General features: G+C 72.2%; 12 protein-coding genes. 9 read left to right on the plus strand and 3 right to left on the minus strand.

The features are described from left to right. Positions 1-43 precede the first annotated feature (43 nt). On the minus strand, positions 44-868 hold the full coding sequence (locus tag ACMGFI_RS19635; RefSeq protein WP_436911903.1) for a DUF7537 family lipoprotein: 825 nt from the start codon (positions 866-868) through the stop codon (positions 44-46). 208 nt (positions 869-1076) lie between these two features. Here ACMGFI_RS19635 and ACMGFI_RS19640 point away from each other — a divergent pair, with 208 nt between their 5' ends. From ACMGFI_RS19640 to ACMGFI_RS19650, 3 genes are all read left to right on the plus strand, one after another. Continuing rightward, complete coding sequence (locus ACMGFI_RS19640) at positions 1077-2180, plus strand: lamin tail domain-containing protein (protein ID WP_436911904.1); 1104 nt, start codon at positions 1077-1079, stop codon at positions 2178-2180. Positions 2181-2297: 117 nt separating this feature from the next. Beyond that, complete coding sequence (locus ACMGFI_RS19645) at positions 2298-3353, plus strand: alcohol dehydrogenase catalytic domain-containing protein (RefSeq protein WP_436911905.1); 1056 nt, start codon at positions 2298-2300, stop codon at positions 3351-3353. A 424-nt stretch (positions 3354-3777) separates the two neighbouring features. After that, a complete protein-coding gene (locus ACMGFI_RS19650; RefSeq protein ID WP_436911908.1) occupies positions 3778-7209 on the plus strand; it encodes an MEDS domain-containing protein in 3432 nt (1143 codons plus the stop codon). A 1-nt stretch (position 7210) separates the two neighbouring features. On the opposite strand, the gene ACMGFI_RS19655 is transcribed toward ACMGFI_RS19650, so the two are convergent. Further along, positions 7211-7375 (minus strand): DUF7576 family protein, encoded by a 165-nt coding sequence (locus ACMGFI_RS19655; RefSeq protein ID WP_436911910.1) that lies wholly within the window; start codon positions 7373-7375, stop codon positions 7211-7213. A 3-nt stretch (positions 7376-7378) separates the two neighbouring features. Beyond that, the gene (locus ACMGFI_RS19660) at positions 7379-7687 is read right to left on the minus strand and encodes a HalOD1 output domain-containing protein (RefSeq protein WP_436911911.1); all 309 of its coding nucleotides are present in this window, start codon (positions 7685-7687) and stop codon (positions 7379-7381) included. Positions 7688-7847: 160 nt separating this feature from the next. Here ACMGFI_RS19660 and ACMGFI_RS19665 point away from each other — a divergent pair, with 160 nt between their 5' ends. The 6 genes from ACMGFI_RS19665 to ACMGFI_RS19690 are packed head-to-tail and all read left to right on the plus strand — an operon-like array spanning position 7848 to position 15716. Continuing rightward, entirely contained in the window at positions 7848-9641 is a 1794-nt protein-coding gene (locus ACMGFI_RS19665; protein WP_436911913.1) for a DUF7408 domain-containing protein, read from the plus strand. After that, complete coding sequence (locus ACMGFI_RS19670) at positions 9641-12031, plus strand: VWA domain-containing protein (RefSeq protein WP_436911914.1); 2391 nt, start codon at positions 9641-9643, stop codon at positions 12029-12031. The genes ACMGFI_RS19665 and ACMGFI_RS19670 overlap by 1 nt, the downstream gene beginning before the upstream one ends. Further along, positions 12028-12882, plus strand: coding sequence for a CT398-like coiled coil hairpin domain-containing protein (locus ACMGFI_RS19675; protein ID WP_436911916.1), 855 nt, complete (start codon positions 12028-12030; stop codon positions 12880-12882). Before ACMGFI_RS19670 ends, ACMGFI_RS19675 begins: the two co-directional genes overlap by 4 nt. Further along, the gene (locus ACMGFI_RS19680) at positions 12879-13889 is read left to right on the plus strand and encodes a DUF7502 family protein (RefSeq protein ID WP_436911918.1); all 1011 of its coding nucleotides are present in this window, start codon (positions 12879-12881) and stop codon (positions 13887-13889) included. Before ACMGFI_RS19675 ends, ACMGFI_RS19680 begins: the two co-directional genes overlap by 4 nt. A 10-nt stretch (positions 13890-13899) precedes the next feature. Continuing rightward, the gene (locus tag ACMGFI_RS19685; protein ID WP_436911921.1) at positions 13900-14847 is read left to right on the plus strand and encodes an AAA family ATPase; all 948 of its coding nucleotides are present in this window, start codon (positions 13900-13902) and stop codon (positions 14845-14847) included. Positions 14848-14849: 2 nt separating this feature from the next. After that, positions 14850-15716 carry a DUF58 domain-containing protein gene (locus ACMGFI_RS19690; protein WP_436911922.1) on the plus strand — a complete coding sequence of 289 codons (867 nt, stop codon included), beginning with the start codon at positions 14850-14852 and terminating at the stop codon, positions 15714-15716. The last annotated feature ends 8 nt before the right edge of the window (positions 15717-15724 follow it).

A 15724-nucleotide genomic window follows, 5' to 3' on the forward strand; every position in this document is an offset into this window, starting at 1 on the left:
GGGCGGTCGGGCTGGGCCGGACCGGGCCGACCGGATCGATTCCTCACCCCTGTTCCATCGCCTCGTCGTACCAGGTCGGTCGGTCGACGGTCGTCGCGCCGACCCGTTCGAACCGGACGCTCCGCCTGACGCGGACGCGCTCGCCGTCGACGGTCGCGTCGTAGACGACGTGGTACGAGCTCACGAATCCCGACTCGCCGACGAACGCGTGCAGCGTCGCGTTCTCGATGTCGTCGGCCGTGGAGTCGCCGACGAACCCCTCGGAGCGGACGGTCGTTCCGACGAGCTGGACCCGTTCGCTCCCGGGCAGCCGGTCGGCGACCCGCGTTTCGAACCCTTCGAGCGTCGAGCGCAGGTCCGTCTCGGGTCCGAGGTCCAGCGCGACCGTCCCGAGCCAGAAGCTCCAGGTCCCGACGTAGGCGTCGGTGTCGTCGTAGCGGCTGTACTCGGTCCGGTTGTCGATGGCCTGCCGGCGGAGGTACACCTCGTCGTTCGCCCAGTACTCGGCGCGGGTCGGCGGTTCGCCGATGACGAGCGGTGCGTCCGGGCCCTCGACCGACACCCTCGCGTGGTAGTTCCGCGCGGGCGCCGCCGAGAGGGCGAGCCGGACGGTCAGCGCCGACCTGAGCGACCCGTTCGCGGCCCGGACCGTCCGGTTCGTCACGAGCGTGTAGCTCCGGTTCCCGAGCGCGGCGGCGTGCGCGTTCGCGAGCGCCGCCGGATCGGTCACGCCGCTCGGCTCGACGCCCGGGGGGAGCGGCGAGTCGGTCGGTACCGGCGCCGGCGTCACCGTCGGCCGGTCCGTTCCCGGGGTCAGGGCGCTACAGCCCGCGAGGACGACGAGCAGCGCGACGAGCGCCCGGCGCATACCCTGCGTTCGGCCCGCGCGAGCAAAAGGTGCGTGGCGGATGTGCGCCGTTCGGAGACGAGGCGGCTGTGAGCGTGCGGTCGGCGCGCTGTCGTCTCTGTCTCTCCCACACTGACCCTGCCAGGGTTCCCTGCGGGATTCGCCCTCCGAACCGGACGCCGCGCGTCCGGGTGGCAACCCTCATGCGGCTGGCGGCTCGATCGGAGGTATGAACGGCCGACCGGACCGGGTCGCGGCGGTCCTCGCGGTGGCGCTGCTGGCGCTGCTGGCGGTGCTGAGCGGTTGCGCGGGGATCTCGCTGTCGGTCGGCGAGGAGACCGCCGGACCGACCGCCGCGGCGCCGGACGTGGCGAACGGGACGACTGTGACCGTGGTCGAGGTGGTCGACGGGGACACGGTCGACGTGCGGTACGCCAACGGGTCGACGGAGACGGTGCGACTGCTGGGCGTGGACACGCCGGAGGTGTACGCCGACAACGACCCCGCCGAGTACGAGGGGGTGCCGAACAACGGGGCGGGCCGCGCCTGCCTCGGATCCGCGGGGGAGGACGCCACCGCGTTCGCCGAGCGGTGGCTGGCCGGCGAGCGGGTGACCCTGGTCACCGACCCGGCGGCCGACCGACGGGGCAGCTACGGCCGGCTGCTGGCGTACGTCCACGTCAACGTGAGCGACAGGAGTACGAGCGGCACGAACGCGAGCGGCGCGAACGGGGCTGTGACTGCCACGAACGACGGCACCGCGGCTGCCGGACCGACGGGGACCGACCGGGTCGCGGCCGACCGCACGGACTTCAACTACCGGCTGGTCGCGACCGGCCACGCTCGCGTCTACGATAGCACGTTCCGGCGGTCCGACCGATACTACGCGGCCGAGGCCGAAGCGCAGGCCGACCGCCGTGGCCTGTGGCACTGCCGGAATCCGAACGCGACGGTGGCCGAGGGGGGCCCTCGTGACACGGAGGGCCCGGTCGCCACGTCCTCGTCAGGACTGGCTGTCGAGCGGGTCCACGCGGACGCGGCGGGCAACGACCACGAGAACCGCAACGACGAATACGTCGTTTTCGGCAACGACGGCGAGGGGCCGCTGGACCTGGGCGGTTGGATGGTTAGCGACGAAGCCGACCACACGTACACGTTCCCCGACGGCTTCGCGCTCGACCCCGGCGAGACGGTGACGCTCCGGACCGGCTCGGGGACCGACACCGCCGACACTCTCTACTGGGGCAGCGACTCGGCGGTCTGGAACAACGGCGGCGACACGGTGGTCGTCGCCCGCGACGGCGAGACGGTCCTGCGGTACGCCTACGGGTGAGCGGCGGCGACAGACCGACCCGGTGACTGCCGGTTCGATCGAGTCGACCCCCGCAGCGACGGGCGCGACGGCCGGCGCGACCGAAACGGTGACCCTCCGCGAGCGGGAACTGCGACCATGCGCGCAGTCGTCCTCGCCGAGCACGGCGAACCGCTCGAACTCCGCGACGTACCGGAACCCGAGGCCGACCCCGACGGCGTCGTCGTCGAGACCGAGGCCTGCGGGATCTGCCGGAGCGACTGGCACGCCTGGCAGGGCCACGGCGACTGGGTCGACGACCGCGTCCCGACGGGGCAGGTCCTCGGGCACGAGCCCGTGGGGACCGTCCGCGAAGTCGGCGCCGACGTGGAGACGGTCGCGGTCGGCGACCGCGTGGTCGTCCCGTTCAGCCTCGCCGACGGCACCTGCCCGGCCTGCCGGGCGGGGCGACAGAACTACTGCGAGGGCGCGACCGCGCTGGGGTTCGGCCCCGAGGCGCCGGGCGCGTTCGCCGAGCGGTTCCACGTCCCCGCGGCGGACGTGAACGCCGTCCCGCTCCCCGACGGCGTCTCGGCGGTCGCCGCCGCGAGCATGGGCTGTCGGTTCGTCACCGCCTTCGAGGCGCTGGACGCGACCGCCGACGCGGGGGGCGGCGACGTGGTCGCCGTCGTCGGCTGTGGCGGCGTCGGCCTCTCGGCCGTCCAGATAGCGAGCGCGCTCGGCGCCGCCCCGGTCGCCGTCGACGTGCGCGAGGCGCCGCTGGAGCTGGCCGCCGAGACGGGCGCCGCGGCGACGCTGAACGCCGACGCGGTCGACGTTCCCGCGCGGGTCCGCGAGCGGTTCGGCGGCGCCGACGTGTCGATGGACGCGCTCGGCTCCGCGGAGACGTTCCGGACGGCCGTCGACTCGCTGGCGAGCGGCGGCACGCACGTCCAGGTGGGGCTGACCGGCGACGACGACCGCGGCGAGGTCGACCTGCCGGTCGACCGACTCGTCCAGGCGGACCTGACCGTCGCCGGCTCGCGCGGGATGCCCCCGCGCCGCTACGACGACATCTTCGCGATGGTCGCCGCCGGGCAGGTCGACCCCGGGGCCCTGGTGACCGACCGGGTCGCGCTCGCCGACGTACCCGACCGGCTGGCGGCGATGAGCGAGTTCGACACCGTCGGCGTCGAGGTCGTCACGGAGTTCTGAGTCGACGGTCCGGAGGCGGTCCCGGGGTCCGAGCGCGCCCGGACCGCGCGACACCGCTCGGTCCCCGTGTCGGTCCGCTCGGCGATACGAGTCGGCAACTACCCGGTCACTACCGGGCCGTAGCCGGCGAGCGACGGGTTCGATTCCGGCGCCGATACGGCACGTACTGTCAACGAACGATCGCGTCCCTTATACGGGTTAGCATCCTCCTACCTTCGACGACAACCGCGGGACCGGCCCGCGCCCCTCCGACCATGACACACACATCTCTCTTCGAACTCGGAACCGAGACCGACCGGGTACTCCGACAGGGCGCGTGCGGCGACGCCGCCGCCTCGGAACGGAACCGTCGGCGGCTCGGACCGCCCGGTCGCGACCCCGGTCGCCCGCGAGCGATGGGGGTGAGTCCGGAGGTGCGGAGCCGATGAGCGCGGACGACCACGCCGGCGGGAGCCGGAGCCGGGTGCTGGGGCTGGACAACGGGACCGAGGCGCTCAGGGAGAGCGCGGAGTTCCGCGGCCCCATCGAACCCCTGGACGGCCACGACCACACCAACGACCACTTCGCACTCATCTACGATGACCGCGACGAACAGTTCGCGGCGACCGTCCCGTTCCTGCGGCAGGGGCTGGAGGGGGGCGAGAAGTGTATGTACGTCGGCAGCGAGCGCTCGCTGGAGACCGTCGCGGACCTGCTCCGCGACCGGGGTATCCCCGTCGACGAGGCGGTCGAGTCCGGCGCGCTCGTCTTCGAGAGCGTCGCGAACACCTACCTCCGGGACGGCTCGTTCGACCCGGAGTCGATGATGGACCTCTACGAGGCCGAGATCGAGGCCGCCACGGACGAGTTCGACGCGTTCCGGGTGGTCGCGGAGACGGACTGGATCGTCGAAGCGGGCGTCCCCATCGAGGCGTTCATGGAGTACGAGAGCCGGGTGAACGAGCTGTTCGACGACGCGGACGCCATCGCGATGTGCCAGTACGACCGGACGACGTTCCCGCCGGAGGAACTGATCGAGGTCGTCCGCGTCCACCCCCACCTCATCTCGGACACGACCGTCTGCCACAACGTCTACTACACGCCGCCGGAGGAGTTCTGCGGCCCGGACCGGCCCGAGCGCGAGCTCGACCGGATGCTGGGGACGCTGCGCGAACGGGCCCAGGCCAAGGCGTCGCTGCACGAGCAGACCGCCGTCATGCGCGAGCAACACGAGATAATCTCGCAGTCGGACCAGTCGTTCGAGCGGAAGCTCCAGCGGCTGTTCGACCTGGGGTGCGAGCGGTTCGACCTCGACCTCGGCGCGATTGCGCGGATCGACCGCGGGGCCGACACCCTCGAAATCGAGCACGTCAGCGGTGACCACGACCGATTCCGGTCGGGGCTGGAGCTGCCGCTGTCGGAGACCTACTGCGCGGCGACGGCCGACGAGCGCGGCGTCGTCGGCGTCGACGACCCCGAGGCGGCCGGGTTCGCCGACGCGGTCGCCCGCCGCGAACTCGGCGTCGAGGCCTACCTCGGCACCCACGTCGCTGTCGACGGCTGCGACGACCGGACGTTCTTCTTCCTCTCGGAGCGGCCCCGCGAGCGCCCGTTCTCCGACGAGGAGCGGACCTTCCAGCGGCTCATGGGCCAGTGGATCGAATACGAGCTCGGCCGCCACCAGCGCGAGGCGTTCCAGCGGGAGCTGTACGAGGTCACGGCCGACGGCGACCTGTCCTTCGAGGGGAAGCTCCGGCGGCTGCTCGAACTCGGCCGCGCGCGGTTCGACCTGGAGATCGGGTTCCTGTCGCGGGTGACCGGCGACCGCTTCGAGATCGTCGACGCGGTTGGCTCCCACGAGCTGATACAGCCCGGCCGGACGGCGGACCTCTCGGAGACGTACTGCCGCCGCGTCGTCGAGAACGACGGGCTCGTCGCCGTCGCCGACGCGCCCGCGGCGGGGTGGGCGGACGACCCGGCCTTCGAGACTTACGGCCTCGACAGCTACGTCGGGACGACGGTCACCGTCGGCGGCGAGCGCTACGGGACGCTGTGTTTCGCCGCCCGCGAGGCGCGCGACCGGCCCTTTTCGGACGCCGAGCGGACCTTCCTGGAGCTGACCGCCCAGTGGGTCAGCTACGAGCTGGAGCGCGAGCAGCGCCAGGCGCAACTGGCGGCGCTCAACGAGACGAGCCGCGACCTGATGGGCGCCGAGACGGCGGCGGCCATCGCCGAGACGACTGTCGACCACGCCGCCGACCGGCTCGAGCTACCGCTGACAGCGGTGGTCAGCTACGACAGGGGCGAGGGCCGCCTGGAGACCGCCGCGCGGACCGACCGCGCGGTCGACGAGCTCCCGACGGCCGCGCTGAGCGAGACGCCGTCGGGGCCGCTCTGGGCGGCGTTCACCGCGGGCGAGACGCGGGTCGTCGACGACCTCGACGTGTCGGGGACGGGCGACGACGTGACCGCGGTCGCGGCGGTGCCGCTGGGTCCCCACGGCGTGTTCGTCACCGCGACGGAGGCGCCCGGCGGGTTCTGCGACGCCGAGCTGGAGTTCGTCGAGACGACGGCCGCGACCGTCGAGACGGCCTGCGGCCGCGCCGACCGCGAGCGGCTCCTCGCGGAGCGCGAGCGGACCCTGGAGGAACAGAACGAATCGCTCGAACGCCTCAACCGCATCAACGACACGATCCGCTCGATCGGCCAGTCGCTCGTGGGCGCGTCGACCCGCGGGGAGATCGAGCGGGTCGTCTGCGAGCAGCTGGCCGACGTGGGGCCCTACGAGCTGGCGTGGGTCGGCGGCCACGACCCCGTCACCGGCGAGATCACGCCCCGGGAGTGGGCCGGCGCCGAGAGGGGCTACCTCGACGCGGTGACCGTCACGGCCGACGAAGACGCGACCGGGCGCGGGCCCGCCGGGCGGGCCGTCCGGACGCGCGAGCCGCAGGTCGTCGACAACATGGTCGAGGACCCGGACTTCGAGCCGTGGCGCCAGGAGGCGCTGACCCGCGGGTACCACGCCTCGATCGCCCTGCCGCTCGCCTACGACGACGCCCTCTACGGCGTGCTCAACGTCTACGCCAACCAGCCCGGCGTGTTCGACGAGCTGGAGCGGTCGGTGCTGGCCGAACTGGCCGACACCATCGCATACGCCGTCAACGCCGTCGAGAGCAAGAAGTCGCTGGTCAGCGACGAGGTGACGGAGCTGGAGTTCGCTGTCGCCGACGACGACCTGGGTATCGTCGAGGTCGTCCGCGAGACGGGCTGTGAACTCACGCTGGAGGGGATCGTCCCCACTCCGGACGGGCGCCCGCGAGTGTTCGCCTCGACGCGGGGCGTCCCGGTCGAGGAGCTCCGCGCGGCCGCGCCGGACCTGGCGACGACGGACGTGTCGCTCGTCTCCGAGTACGAGGAGGCGGACGGGCCGGTCTGCCTGTTCGAGGCGACGCTGGGCGAGCGGAGCCTCTGCGAGACGGTCCGTCGCCACGGCGGGCGCCCGCGCCGGCTGACGGTCGAGGACGGCGTCGCGAGCCTCGTCGTCGAACTCGGCGCCGACGCGGCCGTCCGGGAGTTCGTCGACGCCTTCGGCGGCGCCTACGCGGACGCGGAGCTGGTCGCCCAGCGGAGCCGCGAGCGGCCGCGCGAGTCGCCGACCGAACTGCGCGCGACGCTGACGGAGGAACTCACCGAGCGACAGCTGGAGGTGTTGCAGACGGCGTACTTCGGCGGGTACTTCGACTCGCCACGCGCCCAGACCGGCAGCGAGGTCGCCGAGTCGCTCGGCATCTCGCAACCGACGTTCAACACGCACGTCCGCGCCGCCCACCGCAAGCTGTGTCGGCGGTTGTTCGAGGCGGGCGCACCAGACGGCTGAGCTATCGCTCGCGCCAGGCGGTCAGACAGCCGTCGTCGCAGAAAGAGACGACCGAGACCGATCCTCCCTCGACGCGGGTCGTCGCCGGGAACCACCTCTGCCCCGACAGGCGCGCGCCGCAGTGCGCGCAGGTCTCGAAGGGTCCCTCCTCGGCGTGGGAAGCCACGGCTTACCCCAGTACCCGGTCGGCGTCACCGTCGCCGACGGTCACCGCGTCGAGGCGGATCTCCCCGTCGGCGGAGACTGTCACCTCGTAGCCGTAGTACTCGAAGGAGACGCGCGTCGGCGCGCCGGTCGACGGCTGGCTCGTCCGGTAGAACGCGTCGAGCGCCTCCGGGTCGACGGCGTCGTACAGCGGTGTCGAGATGTCGAGCACGCCCACGCCCGCCCGCTCGGCGACCGCGTCGAGGACTGCTTCGCTGGCGGTCTGGTCGTCGTCGATCCGGTTGGTGGACTCCGTTCGGATGGGTGACTGCATCTACTAGGTCACAGGGGATACCGCCCCAAAGCCGTTGTATCTCCGTGTGAAGCGTCGGTGCGGATCGGTGGCTATCAGTCTAGAAGGGGCCGCGTCCCCGTCGCGTCCACGGGTCCCGGCCACAAGACCAATGTGGGTACCAGTCGTTCCCGGAACACGAATGGCCCTCTCCGACGTGTTCCTCGCACCGCTCGGCCTCGCCGCCGCCCTGGTCGCGGTCCCCATCGTCCTCCTGTACCTGATCCGCCCCGACCCCGATCGGGTCGAACTCCCCACGTTCCGCTTCGTCGCCGACGAACAGCGCCAGCGCGCCATCACGCCGCTGCTGGAGCGGATCTCCCGAAGCCTCCTGTTGCTGATCCAGATCCTCGCCGTCCTGCTGCTGGCGGGGTCGCTCGCGGCGCCGTACGTCCCCGTTCAGGAGCGGGCTGTCGTCGAGGAGACGGTGCTGGTCGTCGACACGAGCGCGAGCATGGCGACGGCCGACGGCGACCGGACGCGGCTGGACCGCGCCGTCGCCGCCGCGCGCGAGGAGGTGACGACGCGGACCTCCCTCGTGACGACCGCCGGCGGCGGACGGGTGCTCGTCCGGCGGGAGTCGCCCGACGCCGCCCGGGACGCGCTCGGCGACCTCGATGCGACGGACGCGCCCGGCGACCTCCGGGGCGCCGTCGCCCAGGCGCGGGCGCTCGCCGACGAGGACGTGCGCGTGGTCGTCCTGAGCGACTTCCAGGGCGAGGCGTGGCTCGACGCCGTCCGGGGAATGCGTGCCCGGGACGTGAGCGTCAGCCTCCGGCAGTTCGCCGGCGGCGGCGCGACCAACGTCGGGTTCGTCGACCGCCGGTTCGGCGGCTCGGAGGTGACCCTCTCGGTGAAGAACTTCGGCGAGGGGCCGGTCACGCGGAGCGTCTCGCTTAGCGACCGCGAGCGCGAGGTCGAACTCGCCGGCGGCGACGTGGCGACGGTGACGTTCCCGGTCCCGGCGGGGGCGAGCGAGGCGCGGCTCTCGCCGGGCGACGACTTCGCGACCGACGACGCCGTCCCCGTCGCCGCGCCCGCGGACCCGACCGTCGACACGCTCGTGCTGACCAACGACCGCAACCGCTACCTGACGACCGCGCTCTCGCTGGTCGACCAGGTCGACCTGACCGTCGACAGCCCGCCGACGACCGTCGAGGAGGACTACGACGTGATCGTCTACAGCAACGTCCAGCCCGACTCGCTGTTGCCCGGCAACGTCCAGGCGGGGCGAGACACCCTCGCTGCGGGCGGGGGCGTCGCCGTCCAGGCCCAGGAGAACCCGCCCGAGCGACTGGGCGACCTCATGCTGCTCGACCCCGGTTCGATCGGTTCGGCGCCGACGGTCCGGCAGACGACCGAGACGGACCTGACCGCGGGCATCGACTTCCAGGCGCCCGACGAGTACCTGACCGGGTCGCTTCGGTCGGGCGAGGCGCTCGTCGAGCTGCGCGACGGGACGCCGCTGATCGCGACCGACAGCCGCGACGGTGGCCGGCTCCTGTACTACGGCTACATCGAGGACCACTCCAGCTTCAAGTACAACTACCAGTACCCCGTCTTCTGGAAGCGCGCCGTCTTCCACCTCGCGGGGCGGGAACCCCTGTCGGCGCTGAACCACGAAACGGGCGACACCGTCCAGTTCGGCGCCGAGCGGGTCGAGGGGCCGTCCGGGGAGCTCCGGGGACCGACGGTCACCGTCCGGGAGGCGGGGGTCTACACCGCCGGCGGGACCGCCGAGAGCGCGGCGCTGCTGTCCGAGCGGGAGTCGACCGTCGACGCCCCCGACCTGACCGAGCGGTCCGGGCCGACGGGCAACGTCACCCGCACGGAGACGCGGACGGTCCCGCGGCGGGTCACCGAGTTCGTCGCGCTCGCGGCCCTGCTCGTGGTCGTCCTCGAAGTGGGCTACCTGCGACGGCGGGGTGAGCTGTGATGGTCGAAGCGGCCTCGCTCCAGCCGGCCGTCTCCTACTCGCTGGACGGCCTGACCGTCGGCGTCGAACACCTCTGGCCGCTGGCGGCGCTGCCGGTCGCCGCGGTCCTGCTGGCGTACCTGATCTTCCGCGGCGAGGCGGGCGCCCGGTCGGCCTCGGCGCGGAGCCGGCGGCTGCTGTTCGCCAGTCGCCTCCTCGTCGCACTCCTGCTGGTCGTCGGGGCGATGGGACCGTACACGGTCCAGACGCGGGAGACGCCCGGCGAGCCCCGGGTCACGCTGTTGACCGACGAGTCGGCGAGCATGGGCGTGTTCCCGAACACGACGGGCGACCTCGTCGACGACATCGAGGCGGCGGGGGTCCCGGTGACGACCGCGACGGTCGGTAGCGGGGCGGACTCGCGGCTGGGCGACGGCATCGCCGCCAACCTGCGGGAGAACGGCACCGTCGTCGTCCGCTCGGACGGCCAGGTGACCGACGGGCGGAGCCTCGCGGTCGCCGCCGAGGACGCCCGGGCGCTCAACGCGACCGTCAGCGCCGTCGAGCTCTCGCCCGACCGGACCGAGCGGGCCGTCTCGGTCGGCGGCCCGTCGACGGCGAGCGTCGGCCTCCCGACGGAGTTCGCCGTCTCGCTGTCGGGCGTCGAGGCCGACGAGTCCGTCCCGGTCACCGTCGAGATAGACGGCGAGGAAGTCCAGACGGGGCAGTTGGCCGAGGGGGAGTCGCTTGCGGTCAACCACACCTTCGAGTCCGTCGGCGCCCACCGGGTGACCGCCAGGGTCGACGGCGACGACGTCTACCGGCGCAACGACGCCTTCTACCACGACGTGCGCGTCGTCGAGAAGCCGCGGCTGCTGTACGTGGCACAGGGGGAGTACCCGCTGCGGGGCTATCTGGGGTCGCTGTACAACGTGACCAACGCCACGTCGGTGCCCCCCGACCTCGACGACTACGCGGCGGTCGTCGTCCAGGACACGCCCGCCGGGCAGTTGGGGAACGTCAGCGCCCTGCAGGAGCACGTCATCGACGGCGGCGGGCTCGTGACCGTCGGCGGCGAGAACGCCTACCAGGAAGGGAACTACGGCGAGTCGCCCATCGCCGCGATGCTCCCGGTGCGGATGGGCAACGCGACCGGCGGCCGGACGAACATCGTGATGCTCGTGGACATCTCCGGCAGCGCCGAGGAGGGCCTGTCCACCCAGAAGGGCATCGCGCTGGACGTGCTGGACCAGCTGGGCGACCGCAACCAGGTCGGCGTCGTCGCCTTCGGCGGCGAGCCCTACCGGATCGCCGACCGCCAGCCGCTGGAGGACGCCCGCGAGGCCATCGGCGAGCGGATCCGCCGCCTGCAGACCACCCGCGGCGGCACCGACATCGCCGTCGGCCTGCTGGGCGCGGCGGACATGCTCGGGGACAGGCCCGGAACGATCATCCTGCTCTCGGACGGCGCCGACGACGTGGAGCAGCCGGCGGCGGTCGCGAACCAGCTGGGCCGCGAGGGGATCCGCGTCATCACCGTCGGCGCCGGCGACCGCGTCGACGCGGACACGCTCCGGCGGATCGCCGAGGAGTCGGGCGGGTCGTACTTCGCTGCCGACGAGACCAGCCGGCTGCGCCTGCTGTTCGGGGGGAGCTCCCGGCAGTTCCGCGGGCAGAACCTCACCATCGTGCGCCCGAACACGTTCATCACCTCCGGGGTGACGCTGACGGCCGACCCCTCGCGGGCCAACGACGTGGCGGTCAAGGCCGGCGCGGACTATCAGGTCGCGACCGCCGACGGGACGCCCGCGATCGCCTCCTGGCGGTTCGGCCTCGGTCGCGTCGTCTCGATCACCGCCTACGGCGAGGAGGGGGGCCTCGACGGCCTGCTCGACCGGCCGGACTCGCTGGTCGTCACGAAGTCGGTCAACTACGCTATCGGGGACCCGGCGCGCACGCAGACGGGCGTGACCGACGTGAGCGACGCGCGCGTGGGGAGCCGGGCGACGCTCACCTACCGCGGCGACGAGCGCCCGACCGCCGACAACGTCACCTTCCGGCAGGTCGCCGAGGGGACCTTCCGCGGGGAGTTCACCCCCCGCGAGGCGGGCTACCGCGAGGTGCTCGACGCCACCTACGCCGCCAACTACCCGGTCGAGTACGCCCGCCTCGGCGTCGACCCGGACCTCGAACGGCTGGTCGACGTGACCGGCGGCCGGGAGTTCGCCCCCGACGAGGGCGCGCGGATCGCCGAGCTGGCCCGCGAGCGGTCGACGCGCGTCCGCTCGGTCCGGGACGCCTGGGGGTGGGTCGCCCTGCTCGGTGCGCTGGTCGTCTTCTCGACCGAGGTGATCGTCCGGCGCGTTCAAGTGTACCGCGGCCGCACCTCACTGACGAGTGGTCTCCCGTGAGCGCAATCGGCCGACCGATCAGTCTGGGCCTGGTCGCCCTCGTCGTCCTCGCCACCGCCGGCGCGGCGGGCGCGACCGTCCTCTACCAGGACTCGGCCCAGGAACTCCGGTCACAGAACGACGCCCTCCGGACGGAGAAAGCCCAGCTGACCGCCGACCTCAACGAGACGCGGACCGAGGTAGCGACGCTGCGCCAGCGGCTCAACGAGACGCGCGCCCAGTTGAACACCCGGACCGAAGACGTCGACCAGGTCGCCGGGGAGCTCAACCGCACCGAGCGCCAGCTCAACGCCACCGAGACCCGGCTCGCGGAGACCCGCGTGCGGCTCGCCGCCGCCAACCGGAACATCTCCCGGCTGGAAGACGAGGTGGCCGCTCTCGAAGACCGCCGCGACGAACTGGAGTCGCAGGTCGCGGACCTCCGGGACCGGCGCGACGAGCTCGAGTCGACCGTCTCCGACCTGCGCGGGCGGGTCGACACCCTCGAAGCGGACCTGTCGAACGCCGAGGACCGCATCGACGAACTGCGGGCCGAGGTCGACGACCTGGAGGCGACGATCGACGAGCGCGACGAGCGCATCGACGCGCTCGAGTCCGACGTGAGCGACCTCCGTAGCGACCTCGACCGGAAGAACCGCACCATCGACGACCTGGAGGGGCAGGTCGACGACCTCGAACTCGAAGTCGACCAGCTCAGGGGCGACTTGGCGGAGCGCGACAGTCGGATCGACGAGCTGGAGGACCAGATCGAGCAGAAGGACAGCCGGATTGCGACGCTCGAATCCGACCTGAACACGCTGTGTTCCCGGGAAGACAACCAGGACGAGGACATCTGCCAGGAGTACGGATGACCGACGAGTCGACGCACCCGAGGGACGACGGATCGACCTCGGCGGGGACTGACGGGTCCGACTCCGGGTCCGAGGACGACTCCCGCGATCGGATGGGCGCGGCGATCCGCGAGATCCGCCGCGAGGCCTGGAAGGCGGCCGTCACGGCCGCGGTCGTCGAGGCGGCGGCCGTCTTCCTGGGCGCGAACCTCGCCCTCGCCGCGCTGAGCCCCGCGTGGCTGCCGGACCGACTCGTCGTCCCGGCGAGCGTCACCGAGCAGGTCGGGTCGGCGCTCGGCCGGGACCTCGGGACGGTCGCCGTCCCGGGCTCGGCGACGGTGGCCGCCGCCGCCGGCGCGCTCGCGTTCGCCGTCGCGGTGTGGCTGCGGGTCCGGAAGCCGCTCGTCGAGCAGTTCGAGGCGGTCAACCCCTCGGTCGCCGAGAAGCTCCGGACCGCCCGGGACGCGGTCGAGGCCGACGCCGACTCGCGGATGGCCCGGCGGCTCTACGGCGAGGTGCTGGTCGACCTGCGCGAGAGCTCGGCCGTCGGCCTGCTGAACGCCGGCCGCCTCGTCGCGGCGGCGGTCGTCGTCGCCGCGCTGAGCCTCGCGACCGTGCAGGTGGCGGTCGTCGATCTGGCGCTGTTCGACCGGGGCGATCCGGCGACAGACGGCGGCGCGACCGACGAGCCGACCAACTACACCGGGCTGCTCGACGGCGATCGCGTGCTCGGCGACCGCGAGGAGGTCTCGGCCGGTGACGACAACCAGACCGCCGAGATCGAGTCCGCCGGCGGCGGCCGCGACGTAGCGGAGAACCGGACGTTCCCGGACCGCGACCCGGGCGGCGCGGGCGGGAGCGCCGGCGGCGTCGACAGCCAGCAGGCGGCGTTCGCCGCGCCCGAACAGGTCGAGGACGCTGACCTCGTCCGCGAGTACAACCAGCGGATCCGAGACGAGAGCGCGACCGGGGACAGTGCTGGCGGCGACGGAACCGACGACGACAGTGATAGCGGAACCAGCGACTAACCCTCCGACTATGCACGACGACACAGAGACCGACGACGTGGACGCACTGCAGCGGAAACTCGCGACGGCCCGCGAGGAGGTCGGCGAGCGGATCGTCGGCCAGCGGGAGGTGCTCGAAGGCCTGTTCGTGTGTATCCTGGCCGACGGCAACGCCCTGCTCGAATCGAACCCCGGGCTCGGCAAGACCACCATGGTCCGCACCGTCGCCGAGGTGACCGACCTGGCGTTCTCGCGGATCCAGAACACCCCCGACCTGATGCCCTCGGACATCACCGGCACGGAGATCATCCGCGAGACCGACGACGGCCGCGAGTTCGTCTTCGAGAAGGGGCCGGTCTTCGCCAACGTCGTCCTCGCCGACGAGATCAACCGAGCGACGCCGAAGACCCAGGCCGCGCTGCTGGAGGCGATGCAGGAACGGCAGGTCACCGCCGGCGGCGAGACCTACGAACTGCCGGAGCCGTTCTTCGTCCTCGCGACCCAGAACCCGATCGACCAGGGCGGCACCTACGCGCTCCCCGAGGCCCAGACCGACCGCTTCATGTTCAAACTGCTCGTCGACTACCCCGAGGCCGACGAGGAGCGCGACATCGTCGACCTCTACACCAGCGGTAGCCGGCAGGTCCCCGTCGAGCGGGTACTCACCCGCGAGGAGATCCGCGAGGCCCAGCAACTGGTCCGGGAGGTGCCCATCGCCGAGGACCTGCGCGACCGGGCCATCGAGCTCGTCCGGCGGACCCGCGAGGCCGAGGCAGTGGAGTTCGGCGCCAGCCCGCGGGCGAGCATGGCCCTGGTCGTCGCCTCGAAGGCTCGGGCCTTCCTCCGCGGCCGCAACCACGTCTCCGAGGAGGACATCGAGGCGCTCGCGGCGCCGGTCCTCCGCCACCGCATCATCCTCGACTTCCGCGCCGAGCGGGACGGACAGACCCCCGACGACGTGATCGCCGACCTGCTCTAACCGTGACCATCGACCCGGACTTCCTCGACGAACTCGACCGCTTCGACGCGGCGCTCGACCGGGAGACCGCCGCCCTCCGCCAGGGCGAACAGCAGTCCCCCCGCGTCGGCGAGGGGCTCACCTTCAGCGACTACCGGCGGTACTCCCCCGGCGACGACACGCGCCTCGTCGACTGGAAACTGTTCGCTCGCACCGAGGAGTACTACATCAAGCAGTTCGAGGAGGAGCGCAACCTCACGGTCCACGTCGTCCTCGATTCGTCCGCGTCGATGGACTACGGCGAGGGACCGGCCCACAAGTTCGAGTACGCCGCGAAGATCGGGCTCGGCTTCTGCTATCTCACCGCGGAGGAGCACAACGACTTCCGGTTCTCGACGATGGGCGAGCGCTCCGAGCGACTGGACACGGGGCGGTCGAACCGCGGGGAAGTGTTGGGACTCATCGACCAGGTCAACGGGCTCGACCCGGAGGGCGAGGCGGACTTCGAGGGGGTGCTCGAAGCCTACGCCGACCGGATCCGCTCGCGCTCGCTCGTCGTCGTGTTGACCGACTGCCTGGCCGAACCCGAGGCGATCGAGTCGGGCGTCTCGGCACTGGCGCGCAACGAGGTCGACGTGTTGCTCGTGCGGGTGATGGCCCCCGACGAGCGCGACCCCGACGTGGTGGGCGACGCGCTCTTTGCCGACCCGGAGACCGAGACGACCCGACGTTCGTACTTCAGCCAGTCGCTGGCCGACACGTATCGGTCACGGCTCGACGCGCACGTCGACGAGGTGAAGAATCGGGTGACGGGACTGGGGGCCGACCACGTGCTGGTCGACACCGGCGACGAGTACTTCGACTCGTTCGCGAGCGTGTGGCTGGGGTGACCCGGCAT

Source organism: Halosimplex marinum (assembly GCF_051414075.1).
In the GTDB taxonomy this organism is placed as follows: domain Archaea; phylum Halobacteriota; class Halobacteria; order Halobacteriales; family Haloarculaceae; genus Halosimplex; species Halosimplex marinum.